The organism is Vibrio sp. bablab_jr001, assembly GCF_016464285.1.
GTDB lineage: Bacteria > Pseudomonadota > Gammaproteobacteria > Enterobacterales > Vibrionaceae > Vibrio > Vibrio fluvialis.
Genome location: NZ_JACDWZ010000102.1, coordinates 193,778 through 219,944, shown reverse-complemented (window position 1 = coordinate 219,944; position 26,167 = coordinate 193,778). Strand labels below are relative to the sequence as shown.

General features: G+C 52.5%; 21 protein-coding genes. 9 read left to right on the top strand and 12 right to left on the bottom strand.

The genetic code is table 11. The annotated features are described in order from the left end of the window. Positions 1-44: 44 nt before the first annotated feature. Positions 45-1,760: an ABC transporter substrate-binding protein gene (locus JIG40_RS19105; RefSeq protein ID WP_199465869.1), complete on the top strand. Its 1,716-nt coding sequence runs from the start codon at positions 45-47 to the stop codon at positions 1,758-1,760. A gap of 30 nt (positions 1,761-1,790) precedes the next feature. Here JIG40_RS19105 and JIG40_RS19100 read toward each other — a convergent pair whose 3' ends face one another. Then, on the bottom strand, positions 1,791-2,777 hold the full coding sequence (locus tag JIG40_RS19100) for a D-glycerate dehydrogenase (RefSeq protein WP_199465868.1): 987 nt from the start codon (positions 2,775-2,777) through the stop codon (positions 1,791-1,793). A gap of 136 nt (positions 2,778-2,913) precedes the next feature. On the opposite strand from JIG40_RS19100, the gene JIG40_RS19095 reads away from it, so the two are divergent. The 3 genes from JIG40_RS19095 (at position 2,914) to JIG40_RS19085 (ending at position 6,710) form a co-directional block, all read left to right on the top strand. After that, positions 2,914-4,047, top strand: a complete 1,134-nt coding sequence (locus JIG40_RS19095) for a sugar diacid recognition domain-containing protein (protein ID WP_199465917.1) — start codon at positions 2,914-2,916, stop codon at positions 4,045-4,047. Between the two features lie 160 nt (positions 4,048-4,207). Next, the gene (locus JIG40_RS19090; RefSeq protein WP_020432650.1) at positions 4,208-5,560 is read left to right on the top strand and encodes a GntP family permease; all 1,353 of its coding nucleotides are present in this window, start codon (positions 4,208-4,210) and stop codon (positions 5,558-5,560) included. A 19-nt stretch (positions 5,561-5,579) separates the two neighbouring features. Continuing rightward, the gene (locus JIG40_RS19085; protein WP_020329856.1) at positions 5,580-6,710 is read left to right on the top strand and encodes a glycerate kinase; all 1,131 of its coding nucleotides are present in this window, start codon (positions 5,580-5,582) and stop codon (positions 6,708-6,710) included. 113 nt (positions 6,711-6,823) lie between these two features. Here the strand turns inward: JIG40_RS19085 and JIG40_RS19080 are convergent, their stop codons facing one another. Beyond that, positions 6,824-8,338, bottom strand: a complete 1,515-nt coding sequence (locus JIG40_RS19080) for an AbgT family transporter (RefSeq protein ID WP_199465867.1) — start codon at positions 8,336-8,338, stop codon at positions 6,824-6,826. A 28-nt stretch (positions 8,339-8,366) separates the two neighbouring features. Then, positions 8,367-9,548 (bottom strand): M20 aminoacylase family protein, encoded by a 1,182-nt coding sequence (locus JIG40_RS19075; RefSeq protein WP_199465866.1) that lies wholly within the window; start codon positions 9,546-9,548, stop codon positions 8,367-8,369. Positions 9,549-9,691: 143 nt separating this feature from the next. Here JIG40_RS19075 and JIG40_RS19070 point away from each other — a divergent pair, with 143 nt between their 5' ends. Further along, positions 9,692-10,615: a LysR substrate-binding domain-containing protein gene (locus JIG40_RS19070; RefSeq protein ID WP_020332462.1), complete on the top strand. Its 924-nt coding sequence runs from the start codon at positions 9,692-9,694 to the stop codon at positions 10,613-10,615. Between the two features lie 80 nt (positions 10,616-10,695). Next, a complete protein-coding gene (locus tag JIG40_RS19065) occupies positions 10,696-11,595 on the top strand; it encodes a DUF6279 family lipoprotein (RefSeq protein ID WP_143683893.1) in 900 nt (299 codons plus the stop codon). Here the strand turns inward: JIG40_RS19065 and JIG40_RS19060 are convergent. The 4 genes from JIG40_RS19060 to JIG40_RS19045 form a co-directional block, all read right to left on the bottom strand. Next, entirely contained in the window at positions 11,592-12,923 is a 1,332-nt protein-coding gene (locus tag JIG40_RS19060) for a basic amino acid/polyamine antiporter (RefSeq protein WP_199465865.1), read from the bottom strand. The genes JIG40_RS19065 and JIG40_RS19060 overlap by 4 nt on opposite strands. A gap of 4 nt (positions 12,924-12,927) precedes the next feature. After that, the gene (locus JIG40_RS19055) at positions 12,928-13,848 is read right to left on the bottom strand and encodes a homocysteine S-methyltransferase family protein (RefSeq protein ID WP_199465864.1); all 921 of its coding nucleotides are present in this window, start codon (positions 13,846-13,848) and stop codon (positions 12,928-12,930) included. Between the two features lie 196 nt (positions 13,849-14,044). Next, positions 14,045-14,674: a DsbA family protein gene (locus tag JIG40_RS19050; protein WP_199465863.1), complete on the bottom strand. Its 630-nt coding sequence runs from the start codon at positions 14,672-14,674 to the stop codon at positions 14,045-14,047. Beyond that, positions 14,668-15,528 carry an MBL fold metallo-hydrolase gene (locus JIG40_RS19045; RefSeq protein WP_047462947.1) on the bottom strand — a complete coding sequence of 287 codons (861 nt, stop codon included), beginning with the start codon at positions 15,526-15,528 and terminating at the stop codon, positions 14,668-14,670. Before JIG40_RS19045 ends, JIG40_RS19050 begins: the two co-directional genes overlap by 7 nt. A 108-nt stretch (positions 15,529-15,636) precedes the next feature. Between JIG40_RS19045 and JIG40_RS19040 the strand changes: the two genes are divergently transcribed. The 3 genes from JIG40_RS19040 to JIG40_RS19030 all read left to right on the top strand — a co-directional run bounded on the left by JIG40_RS19040 (position 15,637) and on the right by JIG40_RS19030 (position 18,832). Then, positions 15,637-16,539: a LysR family transcriptional regulator gene (locus JIG40_RS19040; protein WP_199465862.1), complete on the top strand. Its 903-nt coding sequence runs from the start codon at positions 15,637-15,639 to the stop codon at positions 16,537-16,539. Between the two features lie 134 nt (positions 16,540-16,673). Further along, the gene (locus JIG40_RS19035; protein WP_020432632.1) at positions 16,674-18,413 is read left to right on the top strand and encodes a methyl-accepting chemotaxis protein; all 1,740 of its coding nucleotides are present in this window, start codon (positions 16,674-16,676) and stop codon (positions 18,411-18,413) included. Between the two features lie 182 nt (positions 18,414-18,595). After that, positions 18,596-18,832 (top strand): hypothetical protein, encoded by a 237-nt coding sequence (locus JIG40_RS19030; protein WP_020432620.1) that lies wholly within the window; start codon positions 18,596-18,598, stop codon positions 18,830-18,832. Positions 18,833-18,896: 64 nt separating this feature from the next. On the opposite strand, the gene JIG40_RS22985 is transcribed toward JIG40_RS19030, so the two are convergent. From JIG40_RS22985 to JIG40_RS19010, 5 genes are all read right to left on the bottom strand, one after another. After that, a complete protein-coding gene (locus tag JIG40_RS22985; RefSeq protein WP_257939536.1) occupies positions 18,897-19,025 on the bottom strand; it encodes a hypothetical protein in 129 nt (42 codons plus the stop codon). 129 nt (positions 19,026-19,154) lie between these two features. Then, positions 19,155-20,603 (bottom strand): decarboxylating NADP(+)-dependent phosphogluconate dehydrogenase, encoded by a 1,449-nt coding sequence (gnd, locus tag JIG40_RS19025; protein ID WP_165879436.1) that lies wholly within the window; start codon positions 20,601-20,603, stop codon positions 19,155-19,157. A 14-nt stretch (positions 20,604-20,617) separates the two neighbouring features. Further along, the gene (gene pgl / locus JIG40_RS19020) at positions 20,618-21,334 is read right to left on the bottom strand and encodes a 6-phosphogluconolactonase (protein ID WP_199465861.1); all 717 of its coding nucleotides are present in this window, start codon (positions 21,332-21,334) and stop codon (positions 20,618-20,620) included. Beyond that, positions 21,331-22,833: a glucose-6-phosphate dehydrogenase gene (zwf, locus tag JIG40_RS19015; RefSeq protein WP_020332475.1), complete on the bottom strand. Its 1,503-nt coding sequence runs from the start codon at positions 22,831-22,833 to the stop codon at positions 21,331-21,333. Before zwf ends, pgl begins: the two co-directional genes overlap by 4 nt. A gap of 292 nt (positions 22,834-23,125) precedes the next feature. Next, entirely contained in the window at positions 23,126-26,002 is a 2,877-nt protein-coding gene (locus JIG40_RS19010) for an HD domain-containing phosphohydrolase (RefSeq protein WP_199465860.1), read from the bottom strand. Positions 26,003-26,167: the final 165 nt, after the last annotated feature.

The following is a 26,167-nucleotide window of genomic DNA, read 5'->3' as shown; positions in this document are numbered from 1 at the left end:
AAAGATGAAGAAAAATAGAAGAATAGAAAAAGGATTTCGTCTTTATGCATTACTGGAAGGCATTAACCTTGCTGCGTGATCGTCTGGCGCTTAATACACCAACGCCGCTCTCTCTGGACACGTTCACGCACGAACTGGGTTGCACCAAACGCAACGCGCAACTGGTGGTGAAAAAGCTGGTGGATAACGGCGTGATTCGCTGGCAACCGTCGGTCGGACGCGGCAATTTTCCGTCAGCGACCTTACTCAAAGATCCCAGACCCATGCTCGAAAACAAAGCGCGTCGCTGGATTGAAGAAGGCAAAGTAGATCTCGCTGTCAGCCTGATTGCACCACAGCAACGTGAAGCTTTTATTGCCGCCTACATCGCCCGTTATCAAACAGGCAGTCACGACGAAGATATTCTGCAAATTCCCTTTTATCGTGGTACGCACGACCTTGACCCGATTGGGATCACGCGTCGCACTGAGCAGCATCTGGCCAACTATCTGTATGCCAAGTTGCTGCGGTTTGATGAGCAAGCGCGCTGCTATCGCGGCGATTTAGCTCAGATCTTTCAAACCACCGAGCGCGGCATGGCGATCACGCTGCGCAAAGGGCTGTGTTTTCACAATGGTGAACCTTTGACCGCCGAATCGGTGCGACAGCATTTCGAACGTCTGGTTACTACGTCTGAGTATTATCGCTTGCTGTATCAATTGATTGACGGCATTGAAGTGCATGACCGCTATCGCCTCGAAATCATCAGCTCTCAAGCCCGCCATATTCTGCCCAAGCTGCTCTGTACCGGAGCGATGGGAATTGCATTCTGGACGGAGGGAAGTGAAGGGCGAGGGGCCAATGTTATCGGCAGCGGTCCTTTTGAACTGGTAGAGCAAACCGAATGGCGCACGCTGATGAAAGTGTCGCGTTACTACCACGGCTATCGCCCGTGGGTCGATGGCATCGAAGTGTGGAATATCGGCGACAAAGCCAAAGATTTTGCGCCCAACAGTCATCTTTTCCATCCGTTGCTGGAGCTGGATAACCATGAGGGTGAATACGAGCAGAAAGCACAATGGGAAGCGGGCTGCGAGTATGTGTTGCTTAATGCCAATCGTTCAGTGTGGCTCAGCAGTCTGAATCGCCGCAAGAAACTGATGGCCATCATTGATGCGTTAGGTGTCCCCGCTTCGTTTGCTGACAACGTTGCCAAAGCAAACGGAATGTTATCCACACCGTCAGAGCCATTGCAGGCCAATCTTGGTTTGGCAAGACAACTCGCGGCGCAACTGGATAAACCGCCAAAGCCGCTACAGCTGCTCACCTACGAGTTGGGACAGCACATCGAATACGCACACCACCTTGCGGATTTACTCAGTGAGCTTGGGATTCTGTGTCAGGTCCTGGTGTTACCGTTTCCTGAATTTTGCCGAAAACCGAATCTGTCACAGGCCGATATTATTCTGTCCGGCGAAGTCTTTAGTGATGATGTCGACATGTCCTGGCTCGGTTGGTTGCTGGCGAGCACCAACGTGCAAGTCTGTTTGACCGATGCGCAGATGCAGTGGCTTCAGCAAGAGCTGGCGAGCATCTATCCGTTATCCGAATCTAAGCGCGTTAAAGCCTACCAATCTTTGGAGAAGAAGCTGATCAAAAAAGGGCTCTATCTGCCGCGTTTTCATGTTCAGCAAAACTTGTCTGTCGCCAAGTCGGTCACCATCACCGAATTGCTTTCCAATGGCTGGGTCGATTTTTCTGAGGTGGTGATGACGCACTAAACAGGCACACCTTACGGTGCGCCGTGTGGGTTAGACGATGGTCTGTTCGAGCTGCTTTCGGTTGGCGCACGCGTCGGAATAGTCACCCTGCATGGCGGCAATCAAGCCATCGACGGCGCACTGCACCATACTCAGGCGGGTTTCGTGGGTTGCCGAACCGATATGAGGCAGTAAAAACGCGTTGTCGAGCTGGGTGAGCGGTGAGGTCGCAGGCAGTGGTTCAGTCTGGAAAACATCCAGCCCGGCCGCGCGAATGGCGCCAGTTTGTAGCGCCCGAATCAATGCGGGCTCATCGACCACCTTGCCGCGTGCGGCATTGATAAACACCGCACTCGGTTTCATCAGATTAAATTCGTTGTCGCCGATAAGATGTTCGGTTTCCGGGCTCAGCGGCACTAACACAACGATAAAGTCGGCGATTTGTAACAGATCTTCAAGATCCATCCGCTGGGCGCCGAAATCCTGTTCGGCTTCCACATTGACGGAACGATTGTGATAGCAAATCGGCATGCCAAAGCCATAGTGAGCGCGTTTGGCAACCGCATACCCGATGCGGCCCATACCAATAATACCCAGCGTTTTGCCATGAAAATCGACGCCAAAGTGTGCTTCGGTCAGATTCTGGGTCCAGCGTCCCTGTTTCACCATCGCAGACAGTTCACCCGCTCGTCGTGCTGCGCCCAGCGCCAGCAAAATCACGGTATCGGCGACGGTTTCATTGAGCACGCCCGGAGTATGGATCAGCGGAATGCCGCGCTGGCTCAGGTAGTCGACGTCAAACTGGTCGGTGCCAACCGAAATGGTGGCCATCGCTTTGAGCTTTGGTGCGCGGTCGAGTAAATCGGCGCTCATCATCACACCCGTACCGATAGTACCTTCAGCGCGTGTCAGTGCTTGGGTAAATTCGGCGCGGTTGCCGACATTAACACCGTCAAACTCAATCACATCAAAGTGACTCTGTAACTTAGCAAGCTCGGCGGGTGGAAGCGATTTGTACAGCACGACTTGTGGTTTCATCGGGTTCTCCTTAACAGATGACAAGTTTGAAAGCGGCTGAGTTGTGCTTACTCACAAAAACAGCGATTGAGAAAGACGCTGGTGACAATTGCGTATATAAGCTCACCGTTAACCCCTTTGAACATTAGGACAGAACATCATGTTAGATGCAAACCTGGCGCAGCAGATCGTTGACCGCACGATGTCGATCATCGGCTACAACATCAACGTGATGAATCATGCCGGCATCATCATCGGCAGTGGCGACCGCAGACGTATCGGCCATGTGCACGACGGCGCCATTCTGGCGTTGAAGCATGGTGATTCGATTGAGCTCAACTCGCAAAGCTGCCAGTCGCTGAAGGGCGTTAAACCGGGCATCAATATGCTGCTGATGCAAGGTCAGCAGGTGGTGGGGGTGGTTGGCGTAACCGGAGAACCGGACGAGATTCGCGAGTTCGCCAATCTGGTAAAAATGAGTGCGGAAATGATCATCGACCAGGCTGAACTGATTGAGCAGTTGCAATGGGATCGCCGCCACCGCGAAGAGTTCATTTCGGCCTGGATCAGTCATCCGCTGTCACACGATGAATTGCAGGCGTGGGCGACGCGCCTTTCGCTCAATGTCACAAAGCCGAGAGTGGCGGTGGTGATTGAGTTTCGCCAGCAAACATCCGCCAAAAATGTCGACAGCGTGCGTCAGGTGGTCGACCTGCTTGAGCATCCGGAACGTGACAACTTGGTCGCGGTGGTGTCCATGAACGAAATCGTGGTGTTAAAGCCAGTCAAACATCCTGAACACTGGACCAGTGATGAAGAGAGCCTGCGCATCGATAAACTGATTGCCCGTCTGACGGAGCATCATATCGATGGTTATGACATCGCGCTGGGCCAGCTGTTTCCCGACCCGAGTGAACTGCACCTTTCCTATCAAAGTGCCAAGCAGGTGCTGCGAATAGGAAAGGAGAAGCAGCCTAAGCAACATAAGCATCTGTTTGAGGAATTGCGACTGCCGGTACTGATGTCGCCACTGCGTGACTACTGGCAGGGTGAACAATTGTGTGAAGCGGTCGTGAAGCTCAAGCAGCGCGATCGGTCCGGTCAGTTGATGAAAACTCTGCAGGTGTTATTTGAGCAGGGAGGGAATCTTTCCGAGTGCGCCAATGCCCTTTATATCCACCGCAATACGCTGCGTTACCGGCTGGATAAAATCGCCGAGATCACCGGGATCTCGACCCAAAGTTTCGTTGGATTGGTCGAATTATATATTGCGTGTCAGATCTCAACATGAGTGATAATTTGTGCGTATGCACAAAATGTTACAGTTATTCACCAAAGTTATTTGGCCAGTTGCCTAAAGGAATCGCGCCATAAACTCCGGATAATAGACTCACCCTACACAGGCCCGCTTTGAGGCCTGACACTGATAAAAATGACATGGAGTTTTTGGTATGAGTCTGATCCTCATTCTGCTGGCGGTGATCGCTTTTATAGTGCTCGCTACCACCAAATTTAAGTTACACCCCTTTTTAGCACTGATCGTGGCCGCATTTCTGGCTGCGTTTGCCTATGGACTGCCGGCAGAGAGCATCGCGAAAACCATCGCATCAGGCTTTGGCGGCATTCTGGGCTACATCGGCCTGGTGATTGTGCTGGGTACTATCATCGGCATCATTCTGGAGAAAAGCGGCGCGGCCATCACCATGGCAGACACCGTGATTAAGCTGCTGGGTGAGCGTTTCCCAACTCTGACCATGAGCATCATTGGTTACATCGTGTCGATTCCGGTGTTCTGTGACTCTGGCTTCGTTATCCTCAACTCGCTCAAAGAGTCGCTGGCCAAACGCCTGCGCACCTCCAGCGTAGCGATGAGTGTGGCGCTGGCGACGGGTCTTTACGCCACCCATACCTTTGTTCCACCGACTCCGGGACCTATCGCAGCGGCAGGTAACCTGGGGCTGGAATCCAATCTGGGTCTGGTGATTGCGGTTGGCGTGTTCGTAGCGGCGGTTGCGGCGATTGCCGGTATGCTGTGGGCGAACCGTTTCAAGGACGTAGAGCCGGATGGTATCGATCATGAAGAACACCTGAAACAAGACTGGAAAGCGCTGAAAGCCTCTTATGGCAAGCTACCAAGCGCCACTCAGGCTTTTGCGCCGATTTTCGTGCCGATTCTGCTGATCTGTCTTGGCTCTGTGGCGAAATTCCCAAGCCATCCGCTCGGTGACGGCGTACTCTTTGACGTGTTGAGCTTCCTTGGCCAGCCACTGACGGCACTGCTGATTGGTCTATTCTTGTCGGTGAGCTTGCTCAAATCCGACAACAAAGTAGCCGAATTTGGTGAACGCATCAGCCAGGGTATTACCGCCGCGGCTCCGATTCTTCTCATCACTGGTGCGGGCGGCGCATTTGGTGCGGTATTGAAAGCGACGCCACTGGGCGACTACCTCGGTACCACGCTATCGGCACTGGGTGTGGGCATCTTTATGCCATTTATCGTCGCGGCGGCACTGAAATCGGCGCAAGGTTCTTCGACGGTGGCACTGGTGACCACTTCTGCACTGGTTGCGCCAATGCTGAGCCAACTGGGTCTGGATTCCGAAATGGGTCGCGTGCTCACCGTGATGGCAATTGGTGCCGGCGCGATGACAGTATCGCACGCCAACGACAGTTTCTTCTGGGTGGTGTCGCAGTTCAGCCGCATGAGCGTCGGCCTTGCGTACCGCGCACAAACCATGGCAACCCTGGTACAGGGCATTACGGCAATGGTTGTCGTGTATATCCTGAGCCTGGTCCTGCTGTAATTTAATTTAGGAGAGTGATATGAAAGTGGTTATCGCCCCAGATTCGTTTAAAGAAAGTTTAACGGCGAAGCAGGTCAGTGACGCCATCCATGCCGGACTCGCACGAGTGTGGCAGGACGCAGAATTTGTCTCAGTACCTGTGGCTGATGGCGGTGAAGGAACGGTTCAGTCGCTGGTGGATGCCACCGAAGGTTATCTGGTGCATCTCAAAGTGAAAGGACCGCAAAACAAGCCAGTGGATGCTTTCTACGGAATGTTAGGTGATAGCCAGACCGCGGTGATTGAAATGGCGGCGGCGAGTGGGTTGCACCATGTGCCTCTGGCGCAACGTGACCCGAAACTGACCACCAGTTTTGGCACGGGCGAACTGATTCGTCACGCGCTGGATCAAGGTGTGAAAAGGCTGATCATCGGCTTGGGCGGCAGCTCGACCAATGACGCCGGTGTCGGCATGCTGGCTGCGCTGGGCGCCCGCTTTCTCAACCGTGATGGCGACAGTATTGCGCTGACGGGTGGAGGCCTGACCGAACTGGCGCAGATTGATATTGATGCGCTCGATCCAAGGCTGAGCGAGTGTGAAATTCTGGTCGCCAGCGATGTGAACAACCCGTTGTGTGGCCCGAAAGGCGCATCCGCTATTTTTGGTCCACAGAAAGGTGCAACGCCGGCGGATGTTGAATTGCTGGATGACGCACTCAAAAACTTCGGTTTGCTCACCCAACACGCCACCGGCAAAAGCGTGATTGATACGGCGGGCGCGGGCGCGGCGGGTGGTATGGGCGCTGCGTTATTGGGTTACACGCAAGCGGTACTCAAACCGGGTATCGACATCGTGCTTGAAACAGTCAGACTGGCCGAGCTGGTGCAGGGCGCGGATCTGGTCATTACGGGTGAAGGCCGGATTGACAGCCAAACGGTCCACGGCAAAACGCCGATGGGCGTGGCACAGGTCGCCAAGCGGTTTGATATTCCGGTGATCGCGCTTTCCGGCTGTACCGGAGACAACTACCAGGCGGTGTATCAATGTGGTATCGATGCGGTGTTTTCTGCTGTACCGCGTGCCATGACACTGGAAGATGCGCTCAAAGAGTCCGACTTTAACCTCGCCGATTTGGCCGAGAACGTCGCCAGACTGTGGAATCTCTCCTAACGAAAAAAGCCAGCGAAAGCTGGCTTTTTTATGCTCGCCATCGCGAGGGTGAGGAAGAAAAATGCTCACAAAACCGGAAGGATACAAGGCGTTTTGTGAGCGATAAGCAAAGGTTACAAACCAAAAGGTAAGCCCAGACCGTACCAGACGAAGTAAAGCGCGCTCCAACCAAACAGAATTGCCAGTGAATAAGGCATGGCTGTGGTCAGCAGGTGCCCCAGCGAGAACGACTTATTGTAGTTTTGTATCACTGCCAGAATCAGTGGCAGATATGGGTTGATCGGCGAGATCACGTTGGTGGACGAATCCGCGATGCGGTAAGCCGCCTGAATCGCTTCCGGCTCCAGGCCGAGCAACATCAGCATCGGCAGGAAGATAGGCGCCATCAACGCCCATTGCGCAGAGCCGCTGTAAATAAACAGGTTAACCACCGCCGCCAACAGAATGAAACCGACCAGCACCAGAGAAGAGGGCAGATTCATGTGCAGCAGCCAGTCCGCGCCGTTGACCGCACCGACAATCGCTAAGTTGGACCAGTTAAAAATCGCAATAAACTGCGCCACCATAAAAACGATGACTATAAAGCCACACATCTCGCGCATTGCTTCTTCCATTAAGCGCGGCACGTCACCAGACGATTTGATCTTGCCTACCGAAACCCCGTAGACGATGCCGCACAAACAGAAAAAGATCATGATGATCGGCACCAAGCCGCTCATAAACGGGGAAGGCAGCAGGCCACCTTGCGGGTTTCTCAGCCCCGACGTTTCCGGCAAAATCAGCAGCGCTACCGCAGCGACATAACCCAATGCGATCAGACCGGTTTTGCGCAGCGCACGGCGTTCAATGTCTGTCAGTTGGGTATGCTGCGCGTTTCTGTGTCCAGTCTCCTGCACATGAAAACGCGCCAGCATCGGCTCGGTGTATTTATCGTTCATCACCGTGATGATCAGAGTAATAAACGGCACGGATACACACATAAAGAACCAGTTGGCCAACACACTGACTTCATAGCCGGGACGCACACTCTGCACCACTTCGGTAGAGATCCCGGATAGCAGCAGGTCAGTCCCTGCGATAAAGAAGTTGGCACTGAATCCAGCGAAAATGGCGATAAAGGCCACCACAATACCGGCAATCGGATTGCGACCGACGGTTTTGTACATGATGGCCGCAAGCGGCGGAATGAGGAACACTGCGGCATCTGAAACCAGGTTACCGATGATCGATGTCATCACGACCGCAGGCGTAATTAAGCGCGGTGAGACGTTGCTCAGCATGCGCTTAATGGTTGCGTCAGCCAGACCGGTTTTTTGGATCAAACCAAGCGCCAGCACCATCATCAACACTAAGCCGAGCGGACGAAAGCCGGTAAAGTTCGTCACCGCTTTGGTAACCATAAACTTGAGGCCGTCCCAGCTCAGCAGCGAACGTACCTGAATCAGCTCATTGGTCACCGGGTGATGAATCGGATCCGCCCATACGCTCATCACAGCCGAGAGCAGTAACGTTGCGACAAACAGGGCGAAAAACATGATGAAAGGATGCGGTAAGGCATTCGCCATATTCGCAATGCGATGCATGAGTCCGGAGCTGTTGCCGGAGGTCAGGGTTTTGCTTTCTTCCATGAAAAATTCTCCTTGGGATAAATCTGGATTACTGTGTCGGCAATTCGCGTTCGATCAGGCGCACGAAAAACGAGGCCCCAGCCGGAATGATTTCATCGTTAAAATCGTAGTGAGGGTTGTGCACGCAGATGCCACCGGTTTCGCCTTCCAACCCATTGCCGAGCAGCAGGTAGCAACCCGGTACGGCTTGCAGCATGAATGAGAAATCCTCGCTGCCAGACAGCGGCAGGCAGTCGGGGTTAACGTTCGCGTCGCCTACTACTTGCCGTGCGACTTCGGTGGCAAGGCGGGTAGCATCAGCGTCGTTAATGGTTGCTGGGTAGCTGCCGGGACGGAAGGTTACCGACGCGCTGGCACCATAAGCGCGCGCGGTGCTCTCAACCAGCTGTTCCAGACGTTCGATAGCGTGCTCGCGTACGCTGTTATCAAAGGTACGAATACAGCCCATCATGGTCGCGTTGCTTGGAATCACGTTGAACGTGCCGGAACCCGCATGCAGATCGGTAAACGACAGCACCGCAGAGTCGAGCGGCGAGGTGTTGCGGCTGATGATGCTTTGTGCGCCGCTGATGATGGCGCTGACAACCAGCATCGGATCGACGGCATGCTGCGGCAGGGCCGCGTGGCCGCCTTTACCCTGAATCTCAATGGTGAAGCGATCGGAGCCTGCCAGCAGCGCCCCTTCACGCAGCCAGAAATGGCCTTGGGGAATGCCCGGCATGTTGTGCATGCCGTATACGCGGTCACACGGAAAGCGTTCAAACAAGCCGTCATCAATCATCACTTTCGCTCCGCCTAAACCTTCTTCGGCGGGTTGAAAAATAAAGTGAATGGTGCCAGCGAAATTGCGGTGGCGGGCCAGATACCAGGCTGCCGCCAGCAGCATCGCGGTGTGCCCATCGTGGCCGCAGCCATGCATTTTCTCCTGATGACAAGAGGCATGGCCGAAGTCGTTATTCTCCGTCATCTGCAACGCATCCATATCGGCGCGCAGGCCGATGGTGCGAGTTGATGCGGTGCGGCCTCGCAGCACACCCACAACGCCCGTGGTGGCGATCCCCGTATGGACTTCGTCGAAACCCCATTCGGTCAGTTTGTCGGCGACAACTTGGGCGGTGCGGTGCTCTTCAAACCCGAGTTCCGGGTGTTGGTGAATGTCGCGTCGCCAGGCAGTAAACAGCTCATTATTGATGGAGATTTCTTCGATCATCGCCTCGTCCTTTGCTAAGTGTTACCCATAGCCAAATGTTATGCGTATGAGTTCAAATGTGACATTTTTGTTGTTTTTAACTGTATACTGGCTGCCTTTACGCTTTCTAATGACTTGTGATTATTGGACGATAAGGAAAAGTTATGGCTCATCGGGGTTTTACGGACAGTCAGATTGAAGCCTTTATGTGGATCATGAAGACCAGCAGTGCGACGGAAGCGGCGGATAAGATGTTGATTTCTCAGCCCGCTATCAGCCGCTTAATCAAGCAGTTGGAAGCGCGACTGGGCTTTGAATTGTTTGAACGTCACAACAATCGCTTGCTGCCGACAAGGCGTGGCACTCTGTTCTATGACGAAGTTGACCGGGTCTACTTAGGTCTTAATCACCTGCGACAGTTTGCCGATCGGCTGAGAGAACAGGCGACAGGCCAACTGCGCGTGGTGAGCATGCCTTCGTTTGCCATGAGTCTGGTTCCGGAGGCTGCCGCACAACTGGCCCAGCAGTTTCCGGATCTGGAAATCAGCCTCTATTCGTACCGCTCCAATCAGATTCCGGAAGATATGGTGGCGCAGCGCTTTGACTTTGGCATCACGACGGACACTCGGCTCGATCCCCGTTATCAGAGCTTTCAGCATTCGTTACCGGGCGTCTGTTTGATTCCGGCTGACCATCCGCTGGCGGCGAAGTCGGTGATTGAGATCAGCGATTTCGAGAACGAAACGCTGATTTGTGGCGAGCCTGCGGAGCAGAGCCGCAATCTGATTACTCAGCACCTGACCGACCAGCAAGTCACGCCTAAGAAAATCTGGACGGTGTCATTGAGCGAAATGGCGATTCGGCTGGTGGCCAACGGCACCGGGCTGTCGATTGTTAATACGGTTTCTGCATGTGATGCCAAACGGGCAGGGGTGGTGGTCAGGCCGCTGGGGTTTGATATTCATTACGATTTTCAAATCATTCTACCGCTGGCGAAAAACGTCGAACCGGCACTCAATGAGCTCAACGGTGAACTCATCACGTTGATTGAGAAAAAAATTCACGCCAGTTTGAACGTATTCGCCTGACGGTCATATTGGTGAGTTAAGGTCGCGCAACAAGCTTTCAATGACTATGTTTACTCACAGAGCAACAGGGATAAAACGTCATGGCGAAATGGATAGCGCTTTTGCTCAGCACGCTGGTGCTGGTGGGGTGCGGCACTAAATTTGTTTATCACAATATCGACTGGATCGTTATTGACTATCTGGAAGATTACGTTGATTTGACCGATGAGCAGGAAGATAGGTTGAGCGATCGCATTATGCTGCTCAGCCAGTGGCACCAGAGTGCCGAGCTGCCCGCCTACATTGAGCAGCTCGATCAGTGGCTAGCACTCGACCCGGCGAGCTTTACCGAGCAGGATCTCAAGCAGCAGCAAGCGTTGATCAATGACCATTATCAGCGTCTGCTGAGTAAGTTTCTTCCCGACGTTTATCAGCTAGCCAATAACCTCAGTGATGCGCAGGCTGAGGAGTTTTTACAGGGTGTGGCCAAGCGCCATCAGAAATTCGCCGATAAATATCAGGGGCTCAATGAACCTGAGATCCGCGGCCGTTACGTCGAACGCATCTCCGAACGGATGGAGCAGTGGCTGGGCGATTTGACTCCAGTGCAGCAAACACTGGTGAAGCAGTGGGCTAATGAGGTGCAGGTGACCACCAACGACTGGATGGCGTTTCAGGCCCGCCTGCGCAATGAACTCAAAACCCTGCTTGATGAGCGCCATGATGAATCAAGGTTCAGCACTCATCTGCAAGCCTTGTTGTTTGAGCCGGAGCAGTACTACAGTCCGGTGCTGAAAGCGAAGCAGAAGTACAACGACAGCATCAGCGACAAATACGTGGTACAGATTGTGCGTTTAGCGACACCGAAGCAAGTGCGCTATTTCCGTGATGAAGTGAGCGGATGGAAGCAACTGGCGCAGGAGCTGAATGACGATGCAAAAAGCAGTGCGCGTCTGCCCTTCAACAAGCAAAGGGCAGAGCAAACGAAAGAGCAGGGTTAAGGTTGCAGTGCCAGTTGACGATGCTTGTGGCGGCTGTAGAAAAACACCATCAATCCCGGTATGTAGAGTAAGGTCGACAGCGCCAGGCTATTCAGCCCCGCGGCATAGATCAGCCACAAACCATACACACTGGCGCCCAGACCGATGGCTTTGATTGGCCAGTGACAGCACTGCTCAAAGGCGACTTTCACCAGATATGCGCCCACCAAAAAGTACGGCACCAGAATCATTGAGGTAGAGACCAACACCAAGGTGTTGTAGCTCTCGCCCGTCCACAAAATCAGCACCAAACAGAGTTGCACCGTCAGGCTGGTCAGAGTGAGAGAAGCGGTCGATGTGCCTTGCTCATTCTGCTGAGCAAAAAAGCGCGGAAATGCGCCATGTTGCGCAGCGGTACACGGCACTTCGGCGGAGTAAAGAATCCAGCTCAAATACGAGGCCAGCACCGACACAATCAGCCCGAGACTAATGACCCATTGACCGACACTGCCACTCATGTGCGCCATCAGGCCAGACATCGACGGATTACCCAGCGCTGCCACGTCACCGCGGCTCATCACGCCCAGAGAGAGCAACGTAATCGCCACGTACAACACCAGCGCGAATACCACTCCGAGATAGGTCGCTTTGCCGATGTCTTCACGGCGCTTGGCTCGAATCGACAACACGATCGCGCCTTCAATGCCCGTGAAAACCCACAGCGTGATCAGCATGGTGCTTTTCACTTGTTCCATAAACGGGGTGCCGAGCGTGCTGCCAGAGCGATCGAAGTTGAAGGTCTCTGGCTCAAAAGCCAGGTAAGCCAGAACGATAAACGCAATCAGCGGCAGGCTTTTGGCTAATGTGGCAAGCAGGTTGATGAACGCCGCTTGTTTCACGCCGCGCAGCACCAGGTAATGTACTGACCACAAAATGATGGATTCACCGATGAACGCCGGGAGCGTATTGCCGTCGCCGAATAATACCGAATCGGGTGTATCCACAAACGCGCCGACGGCGGCAAAGGCCACCACCAAATAGCCGACCACACCAATGGTGGCGCACAGCCAGTAACCCCAGGCGGAAAGAAAGCCCGCGACATCACCAAAGCCAGTGCGCGCGTAGGTGTAGATACCACCATCGAGATCCGGTCTCAGGCGAGACAGATGAAGAAAGCAGCCCGCCAGCAGCAGAATACCCACGCCAGTGATGAGCCAGCCAGTGAGAATCGCATCGACGCCCGCCACTTCGGCCATGTTTTGCGGCAGGCTGAAAATGCCTGCGCCAACCATGGAGCTAAACACCAGTGCGGTCAGCGTCGTCAGGCCAATTTTTTGTGTGTTCTGCATGCCATCACCCAGCGTGGCTGAAGTGTTGGCTCAGCGTCGCGATGTGTTCCGGGCCAATGCCACAGCAGCCGCCAATCAGAGTGGCGCCTTGTTGTTGCCATTTTTCAGCCCACAGCAGATAAGCTGGAGGGGTGAGATCGGCGCGCAGTTCGTCGAGGCCATCGTTGGCAGTGGCATCTTTCGGTTGAGGAGGAAACGCGTTGGCGTAAGCGCCCAGCTGAATCTGCTGCGCGCCGGTTTTTTTGAGAATGCCGGCCGCGATAGTGAGGGCTTCTTCAATCACTTCCGGCTGGCAGCAGTTGAATAAAATCGCGCTGACGTTCAGTGTGATCATGGCGTGAATGGCATCGGCAACGGTTTCGCCCGAGCGCAGGCGCGGCACATCAGTGGGCTCTGCGTCTTCAAGAGTGAACGACACCCACAGCGGTTTGTGTTGTGTATCCAGCTCATCCAACAGGGCTTTCACAGCCACCGATTCGGCAACCAGGCTTTGAGTTTCCGCCAGCCAGAAATCAACATGCGGCGCCAACCCGTTAATCAGCGGTGTGGCAATTTCTTCAACACGGGTAGCATCGAACAGATCAGCACGGTATGAACCAAACAGGGGGGGAATCGAACCTGCAACGCGAGTCGCTTTGCCTTCCAGTTGCACGGCTTGACGCGCGACATCGCCCGCGCGGTGTGCAAGAAGCTGGGCTTCCTGATGAAAACGGGTTTCGCCAATATGGAACGGAACCAGAGCATAACTGTTGGTGGTGATCACTTCGGCACCGCTCTGAATAAACGCACGATGAACGTCCCGTACGATTTCTGGTGCTTCGATCATTGCCAGTGCTGACCACTCAGGCTGGCGGAACGGCGCGCCACGTTTTTCCAACTCTCGACCCATTCCCCCGTCGAGAACACTGACAGCATGATTTGACATAGTAAGAACCTCATTATTTTTATTAGATGTTTAAACGCAAAGACGTTTAGACGTCTATAACTTAAGGCGAAGCCGATTCAGATTCAACAGAAAAAGTGATATGACTCGAAAAAAGTCAGGCGTTGGTGAGATTGTGAGCAGGCGGAGAGGCAGAAGAAAAAAAACGCACCGAGAGCGGTGCGTTGTGAAAGAAGGGTTACGAATTGGCAGTGATGGATTGCCACAGGGCATCCCAGTCACGTTCCCGGCCATAGTAGTGGCTGAGCGGAACGGATTTGAACTGACCGTTTTGTTCCAACACCAGTGACGGGAAACCGCCCAAGCCCCATTGCGACATCAGCATCTGGGTGCGTTCGATTTCTGGCATGAGCGACGCTTTCGCCTCTTGCATTGCCTGCTGCCAGCTGTCGGCGTCAATGCCCATTTCAGCTGCGAGGCCATCAAGCACGTCACGTTCCGCGACGGCTAAGCCGTGGACGTAGTGGCCTGCCTGAATGCGTTTCAGCATCTCGAACGGCGACTGACCTGTCAACTGAGCAGCCAGAATAGCCTGAGCCGTGAGATAAGAATCGAGCATGATGGTTTCGCCGCTGCGCACTCTGGCGATATACGCATCACCAAACGGTTGACGGGTAAGGCCCGAGATGCGTTGGTCCGCCTCCAGAATGTGCTGGCGGAAGTCATCACTCAGCGCGCTGCGGGTCATCATGCCACCCGGATGCATCACTAAATTCACCTCAGGGTGAGCGGCCAGAGCCTGCATCAGTGCGGTGGCGCCGTAACACCAGCCGCACATCGGGTCGAAAATATAGTGGGCCGTTACCATTGCATCTCTCCTGTGTGTACTTTCGCGCCGATTTCCAGTGCCATCGGTAGACCTGCGGTCGGATAACGTTGTTGCATGGCGTCGATCAGCTGCTGACTATTTTTGCTGTGCGCTTTCGCATTCGCGAAATCAGCCAGATACTGTTGCGAGAATTTGATCGCGCTGCTGTCGGTTTTGGTGCCCGGCATCATGTGGCCCGGAATGACCATTTTCGGTTTCAGCGCTGCCATTTCAGACAACTGCTGGGTCCATGCCTGACGCTCGGCATCGCTTTGTGCGTCGGCCATCCATAAATGCACGTTACCGTATACTGCAACGTTGCCCAGAATCGCCTGATTCGCCGGAATCCACAAGTATGGACGATGATTCAGTTCGCCTTCGCTGCCGCGGATTTCAATGGTGCGGCCGTCAATGTTCAGTGTGTGACCGTTGTACGCAGTCGGCAATACCGGCTTCACTGGCGCGTTGCTGCCCATTTTCGGTGCCCAGAACGCCAGTTTGCCAGCCAGATTCGCTTCAATCGTGGCGCGCACCGCCGGCGTAGCCAGCACTTTTGCGTCCGGATACAGTTCATGCAGCACTTCAGCACCGAAGTAGTAATCCGGATCCGCCTGACTAATGAAAATGGTGGTCAGTTTCTTACCAGAATCGGCCACTTTGGCCGCGATGCGCAGTGCGTCGGCTTTGGTAAAGCCAGTGTCGATCACCATCGCTTCGGTTTCACCATAAACCAGAGTTGAGTTGACATGGAAGCTGTTGCCATCGGCATTGTAGATATCCAGCGTCAAAGGTTGTGCCGCCAGCGCGCCGCCAGAAACAAGAAGGGTTGTGCTTAATGCAAGTGTGGTTTTCATTAGGTTGTCCTGTTCACTTCGTTGAGTTGATGGACGCAGTTTACGCATTGGACTTGTTCGGATATATAGCGAATAATTAGCATCATTGTTTCTTAAATCGAGCTAATTATGGACAGACTGATTGCGGCCAAAGTGTTTATTGATGTCGCGACGACCAACAGTTTTACCGCGACCGCCGATCGGCTGGAGATGTCACGGCCGATGGTGACGCGTTACATTGATGCGATGGAGAGCTGGCTCAATGTGCGCCTGCTGAACCGCACCACGCGCAAAGTGTCGCTCACAACGGCGGGCGAGCAGTGTCTGAGCGAGGTCGAGCTCTGGGTGGAGCAGGCAGAAGGGCTGCAACACCGCTTGCTCAACCGCGATGAATTGCGTGGCAAAATACGCCTCGCGACCAGTATGTCGTTTGGCTTCTCTCAGTTGATCCCGGCCGTCAATTCGTTTCTGGCTGAGCACCCGCAGGTGGAGATCGATATTGATGTGCAGGACAGAGCCGCAGATCTGGTAACGGAACGCATAGATTTGGCAATTCGTATTGCGGCCAATCCGGATCCGTCGCTCATCGGCCGCCGGATAGGGCGTTGTGAGTCAGTGTTGGTGGCATCGCCGAGGTATCTTCAGCAGGAAGGTGAGATTCATACTCCATCAGACTTAGCGCAGCATCGCTGCTTGGGTTACAAGAACTTTGACCGTCATGTGTGGAATCTTACCCGCGGCAGTGAACAAGCGGCGGTGGAAGTGCACTGCGCGCTGACCGCCAACGAAGCCACCACGCTGCTCAGTGCGGCCATGCTGGATATGGGAGTGAGTATGCAGCCCACCTATCTGGTCACCAGTGCGCTGGAGCGGGGCGAACTTGTGCAGGTGTTGCCTCAATGGCAGCCGACTACGATGGATATTTATGCACTCTATCCGTCACGTAAACATCTTGCTCCTGCGGTCCGTAGCCTAATTGATCATCTGTTCGACTATTTTAAGCACAACAAGTGGCAGAATATTCGACTTTAGTATTTGCATGAAAAACAAAGGTCGCATAGCATGTTGTTTACATGAATATAAGAAACATTTTCATTACATTTCAGATGCACTGCAATGTGTAGGATATCAATGGACTAAGATCACTTTGATGGATGTAAAGTGTCATGCAAAACTTTTCCTTTAAAAACAAACTTATACTTTTAATCGTTTCGCTTATAACGGTCACCATTCTGGTTTCGTATCTGAGTGTTAACCACTTTATCAGTGGCTACATTTACGAGTCCGACACTAAGAACATTACGCACAATATCGATTTAGTAGACCACAAACTGAATACTGAACTGGGCTCTAAGCTCTCGCTCGCGAGCAGCTTGAACTTTAGTATGATGGATATCGTGGATACCAAAGAGAATTCCGGCTTTTACCGCATCATTAAGATTGTGAGTGGTTATGCATTTGATGACACAGGTTCGATGGATGAAGCCAAAGCGCAGAAGTACATCGATCTGGCAGAAACGCAAAGCATGGAGCCAACCATCAGTCCGGTAGAAATGGAAGATGGCCACCCGATGCTTACCATTTCGGTGAAGAAGGTCGATGATTCGGTGAACTTCTTTGTACTCGATCTGAATGAGCTGACCAGCGTACTGAAGAATTACGCGCTCGAAGGGAGCTACCTGGAACTGACGTCCAGCAACAACGTCACCATTTTCTCCAACAAAACCGGCACCAACCTGATCCCCATCTCTCGTCAGGTGAAAGTGGGTGACCAGAACTGGACACTGACGGGTTATATTGATCTGGATAAGATTCAAGCGAACACCAACAGTCTCAACTGGATGATCACTCTGGCGCTGCTGATCAGTGCGGCGATCATCATTGCTCTGAGTGTGTTGATGCTGCATTTCGCGTTTAAACCGTTACTGCGTTTGAAAGACCTGGTTGCAGATCTGTCGCAGGGCAATGGTGATTTGACTCAGCGTCTTGACGTCACCTCGAAAGATGAAATCGGTCAGATCTCTTCGTCGATCAACCGCTTCATTGAGCAGCTGCAAGGCATGTTCATTCAGGTTTCCAGTTCATCATCACAAATTGATGGTGCGGTGAATCAGTTGTCCAGTCAGTCTGCTTCAAACGTTCACATGTTGCAGTCGCATACTGTTGAAACTGAGCAGGTGATTGCGGCGATTGAAGAGATGAGTGCGACGGCGGCTTCCATCGCGCAGAGTGCGGCAGACGCAGCCAAGCTCACCGAGCGCACCAACACCTACGCAGACGAATCGAAACACACCGTCAACGATGCGGTGAACAGCGTGACTGAGCTGGAATCGGACGTAGCGGAAATGTCTTACACCATCGGCACCATGAGCGAAGACACCAAGCAAATCAGCACCGTATTGCAGGTAATTGGCGACATCGCTGAGCAGACCAACCTGCTGGCACTCAATGCGGCCATCGAAGCGGCACGTGCAGGTGAGCAGGGCCGAGGCTTTGCGGTGGTCGCTGACGAAGTTCGCGCATTGGCAGCCCGCACGCAGCAAAGCACGGCGCAGATCAACGATATGCTGTCGAAACTGCGTCAGACCAGTGACAATGTGGTGAACAAGATGGAATCGACTCGTCGCAGCTGTGAAGCGACATCGGACAGTACCCACAAAGTGATGGAGTCGCTCAACACGGTGACCACATCGGTGGTGGAGATCAACGACCTCAATACGCTGATGGCAACATCTGCTGAGCAGCAAAGTCAGGTAACGGGCGAAATCAGCCGTAATATGGCGGCGATTCAGAGCCTGATAGGACAACTGAACCAGAACGCGTCGGATACTGACCTTATCAGCCGAGAGCTGGGTGACACTTCAAACGGGCTGTCCCACGTGGTCGGGCAGTTTAAAGTCCACTAAGCGACTTGCGTTATCAGCGCATCATTGGTTTAAAGAGCACCCTGCGGTGCTCTTTTTTTATCCGCTACTTTTAGCGGGCGGTATGCGGAAAGTGATTTTATTGTCAGTGTTCAGGCGGCATATTGAGCCGAAAATGATAGCAAGGTTAAATGCGTTCCGAGTCTGTCTGATAAGGAAAAAGAATGAAACGTATTGGAACCTGCCTGGCACTGATGATGCTGTGCGGCGCAGCACAAGCAAAAGTGAACGTTGCTGGTAATCAACTGGATATCTCAACCGATTGTCTGGAAGTGGCGACCAAAGGCATCACGATTGGCACAGGCGACTGTGAGGCGAAAAAGCCGAAATCCGATAAGCCGGAAAACCGCAGTTTCAAAGGCAACAACAACCCGGGCAAAGGGCATAAGCCAAAACACTGAGTGGCTGAACGTTGTGGCCAATAAAAAAGCACCCTGAGGGTGCTTTTTTTACGTTCGGGTTTTGTTAACAACCGCCTTGTTGCTGGGCTTGTTGCACCAGAGCGAGACGTTTTGCTTCTTGCTCTGACAGTTGTTCATTTTCCTTACCCGCTTCGTGTTCCAACTCCACTGGAACGAAAACATAGTCTTTCATGAATGTCATCGTTAGTTCTCTCAGTAGGAAAGCTGAGCAAAAAATAGAGGATGTTAACAATGTTAACATCCTCCTTGATGCTCAAATTTTAGGCGTAGGCTCAGGGCTGATATTGCCCCTGGTTACGTCTTATACGTCGTAGGTAGTCGACGCAGTGTCACCGCCTGTACCAGTCCAGTTGGTGTGGAAGAATTCACCACGTGCACGGTCAGTACGCTCATACGTGTGCGCGCCGAAGTAGTCACGTTGTGCCTGCAGCAGGTTCGCTGGCAGACGAGCCGTGGTGTAACCGTCCAGGAAGGTCAGGGCAGATGTGGTACATGGCATTGGAATACCGGCTTCCAGAGATTTCGCTGCCACTTTGCGCCATGCTGCCAGGCTACCTGTCAGGATGCCTTTGAAGTAATCATCAGAGCCCAGGAATGCCAGATCTGGGTTCGCTTCGTATGCATCACGGATATTGCCCAGGAATGCAGAACGGATGATACAACCACCGCGCCACATCAGCGCTACGTTACCGTAGTTCAGATCCCAGCCGTTTTCGTTTGACGCTTCACGCATCAGCATAAAGCCTTGTGCGTAAGAGATGATTTTTGATGCCAGCAGCGCTTGACGAAGTGCATCAACCCACTCTTGTTTGTCACCTTCAACCGGAGTGATGGTTTTGCCAAACAGTTTTTCCGCTTCAACACGTTGGTCTTTCAGTGCAGACAGGCAGCGCGCAAATACAGATTCAGAGATCAGAGTCAGTGGAATACCCAGATCCAGAGCGTTGATACCTGTCCATTTACCGGTACCTTTCTGGCCTGCAGTATCCAGGATCTTCTCAACCAGTGCTTCACCGTCTTCATCTTTGTAGCCAAGGATGTCAGCCGTGATTTCTACCAGGTAGCTGTTCAGCTCAGTTTCGTTCCAGTCAGCGAACACTGACTGCATTTCGTCAGCAGTCATGCCCAAGCCATCTTTCATGAACTGGTAAGCTTCAGTGATCAGCTGCATGTCGCCGTATTCGATACCGTTGTGAACCATTTTCACGAAGTGGCCAGCACCGTCGTTGCCAACCCAGTCACAGCAAGGCTCGCCAGCGTCAGTTTTTGCAGAGATCGCTTGGAAGATAGGTTTCACTGCTGCCCAAGCTTCTGGTGCGCCACCTGGCATGATAGATGGTCCGAAACGAGCGCCTTCTTCACCGCCTGATACGCCAGTACCGATGAAGTGGATGCCTTTTTCGCGCAGTGCTGCAACGCGGCGGTTAGTGTCTGGGTAGTTTGTGTTACCACCGTCGATGATGATGTCGCCTTTGTCCAGCAGAGGAACCAGTTGATCGATGAACGCGTCAACTACGGCACCAGCACGAACCATCAGCATCACTTTGCGTGGTGCTTCCAGTTTATCAACCAGCTCTTGCAGCGTGTATGCACCAACGATGTTGGTGCCTTTTGCCGGGCCTTCCAGGAATTCGTCAACTTTTGCCGCAGTACGGTTGTGCGCTACCACTTTGAAACCGTGGTCGTTCATGTTCAGGATTAGGTTCTGGCCCATTACTGCCAGGCCAATTACACCGATATCACCTTTCATTTTATTTCTCTCCTTCACGCAATTTTCGTTGCTGCGTCTAAATCTAAATACCACTCCGTCTCACCAGTTGTTGACTGGATTTTCGCTGCCGGGTAAGGCAGATCTTCAGCCGGAGTTGTGTGAATTTCGTAAACGATCTCGGCCTTACCTGCGCCAAGAACGAGATAACTGATGCGTTTTGCTGCTTCCAGTACTTTCGCGGTTTTCGATACGCGAAGCTGGCCGGATTCCGGATGGCTGGCAACCACAGACAGGTTCTCGTCGTCGTAGTTGGTTTTGCCCGGGAACAGGGAAGCGGTGTGGCCGTCTGCGCCAACACCCAGCAGAATCCAGTCAAACACTGGTGTGCCGTTTTCTGATGGAATCACGTCTGCCATTTCTTGCGCAAAGCGCTGCGCTTCGGCTTGTGGCTCGTTTTCACCCAAGATGCGGTGAATATTGCCAGCCGGAATGTCGATTTGGCTGAACAGCAGCGCGTTCGCTTCGCCGTAGTTGCTTTCTGCATCGTCCGGTGCCACACAACGCTCGTCACCCCACCAGAAGTGCAGGTTCTGCCACTGGATAGTCGTGGTGTAAGCGTCAGAAGCCAGTAGCTTGAACAGCATTTTTGGGGTGCTGCCGCCTGACAGTGAGATGTGCACAGGGCGACCCAGCTCGCTGTACGCCTTCATGTCGTTCGCTAAGGATTCAACAACGGCATCGGCAGTTGGAAAAATCTTATGATTGATCATAATTCGCAGTAGTCCGTGTTAGTCAGGTTTTTACAAGGGAAGCGCCAGTCGCGGCCGTCGTTTTTCAGCAGCTCGTCAGACTCTTTTGGTCCCCAGGTACCACAGGCATAGCCGTACAGTGATTGCGGATCTTGTTTGAAGTCCAGAATTGGCTGAACGAACTTCCAACACGCTTCCACCGCATCGGTACGGGCAAACAGTGTTGCATCGCCGTTGAGGGCATCCAGCAGCAGACGCTCGTAAGCGGTCAGCATTTTGGTTTCTTCCAGCGAAGCGTAGTGGAAATTCATCGACACTTCTTTTGCCTTGAAACCTGCGCCCGGCTCTTTCAGGCCAAAGCTCATCAGGATACCTTCATCCGGCTGAATGCGGATAATCAGTTTGTTTTCCGGGGCATTCTGACCAAATACCGGGTGCGGAGTGCGTTTGAAGTGAATAACCACTTCGGTTACGCGCGTTGGCAGGCGTTTACCACTACGTACGTAGAATGGTACACCGTTCCAGCGCCAGTTATTGATGAACATCTTCAGTGCCACGTACGTTTCGGTACGTGAATCTTCCGCTACACCGTTTTCGTCGCGGTAACCCGGCAGGAACTGACCACGAACTTCGGATTCTGTGTACTGACCCAGAACCAGGTTCTTACGCAGATCTTCATCAGACAGTGGCTGTAGGCTCTGCAGAACTTTGTTCACTTCGTTACGGATAGAGTTGGCGTTGATGGCCGCTGGTGGTTCCATACCGACCATTGCCAGCACTTGCAGCAGGTGGTTCTGGAACATGTCGCGTACCGCGCCTGAACCGTCGTAGTAACCACCACGTTCTTCGACACCAAGGAATTCTGCGCCAGTGATTTCAACGTAATCGATGAAGTTGCGGTTCCACAGAGGTTCGAACATGCCGTTCGCAAAGCGGAACACCAACAGGTTTTGTACCGTTTCTTTACCCAGGTAGTGGTCGATACGGTAAATCTGGTGCTCTTTGAAATGGTTGTGGATTTCGATATCCAGCTCTTGCGCCGATTTCAGATCGTAACCAAACGGTTTTTCGATGATCAGACGTTTCCAGCCATTCTTCTCGTCGTTCAGACCTTGAGCAGCAAGGCACGCAGGAATTACGCCGTAAAGGCTTGGAGGGGTCGCAAGGTAGAAAAGTGTATTGCGTTCAGTTTGATCGTACTTGTCAGCAAGTTGATCAAGGCGAGTGGTCAGCTTCGCGTAGTCATCCATGTCGGATGTATTGATTGCTTGATAGTGAAGGTGTTCACAGAAGGCTTCAAGAATCGCAGGTTCTGTCTTTTCCAGTTCCTGAAGTGAGCGCTTTAACTTCTCGCGGTATGATTCATCGCTGTATTCAGTTCGGCTCACGCCCAAAATAGCAAAGGACTCTGGCAGTTGTTTGCTCGCATACAAGTGATACAGAGCAGGAATCAACTTGCGGTAAGTCAAGTCTCCCGAAGCACCAAAAATCACGATGCTGCTGTTTTCAGGTATTACCATCATCTTTCCCTTAAAAACGAGGTAGTTAGCATGCGCCAACCCTAGCAGCGCAATACACAAATAGAAAGAAGGCATTGCCTATCATTCATATAGACAAAACCGATAGCCAGATCACAATTGCTAGCAGATTTGAGATCTCGCCCGGGTGCGTATTGTCTACGACAATTTGACACACATCAACTATTGATAACGCAATCGATTAAATATTGACTCGTTTTTTTGTTAAGTCATTAATTTTAAAAGAAGCGGCCGTATTTGGCCGCTTTCGTTGCATATGGAGTTATTGCTCTAGTCAGAACTGCGCTTTCATGTACGCTTTGACGGTTTTGATGTGCTCGGCAACGTCGACGTCGTTGCGCTGTTCTTCGTCAAGGAAGCGCGCGGCGTAGTCGTTGTGTATGCCTTTTTCGAGGAAGAGGACGTAGAGTTTAGGGTCGATGTGGCCTGAGGTGGCCATGCTGGTCATGATGTTGATTGATTCAGACAGCGTTTTGGCTTTTTTGTATGGGCGATCGTTTGATGTCAGTGCTTCAAACACGTCGGCAATCGCCATCACACGCGCCGGAATCGACAGATCTTCTTCGTTCAGGCCACGTGGGTAACCTTTGCCATCCATGCGTTCATGGTGACCTCCGGCAATATCCGGCACGTTTTTCAGATGCTCCGGATAGGGCAGACGCTGCAGCATCACAATCGTCTGCACAATATGGTCATTGATGATGAAACGTTCTTCGTCGGTCAGTGTGCCACGGCGTACGCCCAGGTTGTAGAGTTCGCCGCGGTTGTATTGCAGTTCTCCCGGTTTGAGAATGAATTCTTCCGACCAGACATCCTGTGGACGCTTACCTTTCTCCCACGGGATACGGTGCACTGGTTTATCGGCGAGCAGATTTTCCATCACTGGCAGTTCAGGTTTATCACCGCAGCGACGGCTTTCCAGCCACGAAATACCCAATTGGTCATCCAGAGTCCGTTTCCATTGGCGCTGGGCAATCTGGCTCAGGCGTTCAATGTCTTCATCACTCATGAATTCGCCGCCGATGTTGCATTGTGCGACAAAGGCAAATTCTTCATCCAGCGCCTTATGCGTGGCTGCCAGATGCGCTTGCAGTTCATTTGCGTCGCCACCGTTGGCGAGTGCCTGCCAGTAATTACTTTCTGCCTGCGATTTCAGCACTTCAAAGCGCATTCGAATTTCATGAATACGGTCATAAATGGTTTCTAGCTTGGTCGCTTTGTCGACCACGTATTCCGGTGTGGTGACTTTACCGCAGTCGTGCATCCACGCCGCCAGCATTAATTCTTCCCACTGTTCGTTGTTCATTTTGAAACGGGGGAAGTAGTGGTCATCTTTCGCTGCGGCTTCGGTGAGCATTTTGGTCAGTTCCGGCACGCGCTGACAGTGGCCGCCTGTATACGGCGACTTGGTATCGATGGCGGATGCAATCAGAGCAATAAAGGCATTGAGCATGTCTTTTTGTTGCTGCATTTTGTCGATGTTGTCTTTGGCGATTTCAGCAAAGCTCAGCACTTCGCGCAGGAAGGCGTGTTTGTCGAGCTGTGCTTTGGTGGTGGTGCGTTCATAGCCGAGGTTGAGTACTCCCACCAACTGTTTGGCGCGGTTGAGCAGTGGAAACAGGTAAATGTCGCTGTTGTAGAGCTGCTCTTTGTGCTTACGTAGAATATTGTCGTCGCGCGTCAGATGAACGATTTCCCCTTTGCGCAATTCTGCCAGTAGCCAGGGGGTATCATGAACCAAAACATTGAGGTCAATTTTGAACGGGATGATGGCGTGGTTGGCGACGATGGAAAACGCCTGCTGCTCGTTGGAATAGGTATAAAGCAGAATGGTTTCTGCCCGTGTCACCAGATAACTTTGATGCGTAATAGTTTTCGCGAGTACTTCGAAATCCTGATTCGAAGCGGTATCGCGCAGTAAACCCAATAAATCATGCAGGGTATGTTCCATCAGTTCGATGGAGTGGGTGAGGTCGGCGACCTCTTTGATCATGCTTTTCGGATAACGGGTTTTCTGGAAATCAAACCGGGCGATGTTGTCGGTCTGGACCACCAGTGTCGAGAGCGGGCGTGCCAAACGACCCGAGATAAACCACACCAGCACCAAACTGAAGGCAAGCAGAATAACAGCTACGATCACTTGCTTGTTGCGCATGCCAATCAGGGTTGCGAGCAGATCGTCGGTGGGGGTCGCTTCAGCCAGAAGCAGATGCACATGTTTGTTGAGCGCGACAGGCGTCAACGTGACTGACCATTTTGTTCGGTCATAAGTGGTGGTCTCATAGAGCATTTGGCTGCTGATGCGGTTCGCTACGGGGGCGAAAACGCTGTTACTCAACTCGTCCTTGACGTTGGCTTCGTCGGTGCGAGGATTGAGGTCTGATTGATAGTCGGCAAGCAAGTTAAACTGATGATCGAACAGTGCCAGTTTGGTGTTCGGCGAGTAGCCGATTTTGGCAATCTGACTCGATAACGAGTCCAGCGTGAAGTCGGCGGCGACCACCTGCTTGCCACTGCCGGAGCGGCGAGCGAGCGTCACGCCATAGGCTTTATAGAAATAGAAAAAATAGGGTTCGGTGAGGCGAATGGCGCCGTCCTGCTCCGCGGTTTTATACCAGGGGCGCGCGCGCGGGTCGTATTGGTTGTCGGTATTTTTAACCGACTGAATGATGTTCAGATCAGCATCAAGGAAAATCATTTCCCCATTGCCATTGATCTGAGTATTGCGAATAAACATCACAGCATTATCGGGGGCATTAAACCGTTCGCGTGCCTGAGGCGTAAACATGGGGCGAATGATGGTGAAGTCACCGTCATCGGTACCGTAATACAGCGAGACAACGTGGGGATTGTTTTCAAAAAAAAGACGAGCAGAGCTGAGCCAGCGATTTTCCTGCATTATTGGCGTGTTCTGTTCGATAAATTTGTTGTAGGCCATGAAGTCCAGCGTTGTCAGAATAGGCGATACGTTCTCGCTGAATGTCGCCTCCAGTTTATCGCTGTTTTCGTAACTGATTTCCTTGGCGCTGCTGATTAACAATTGTTGAGCGTGCTGATAACTGACGGACACCAATACCGCGCCGATAATAGTAATGAGGATCAGAAATAACGTGCTGATCTGTATGCTTAAAGGGTAATGATGCTTCGTCATAAACCAATCCCTAGCCAAACGATTGTATAAGTATTGTTCAACTTAGTTAACTTGCAAAAAAATCAGCACATTGCGTGCGTTCTATTTTGCTTTCCGTTGTTGGCTCACAAATCTTTGAAACGTTGGGTAAAAAATCGGCAATTTACATCAAGTGTCATCTATAAC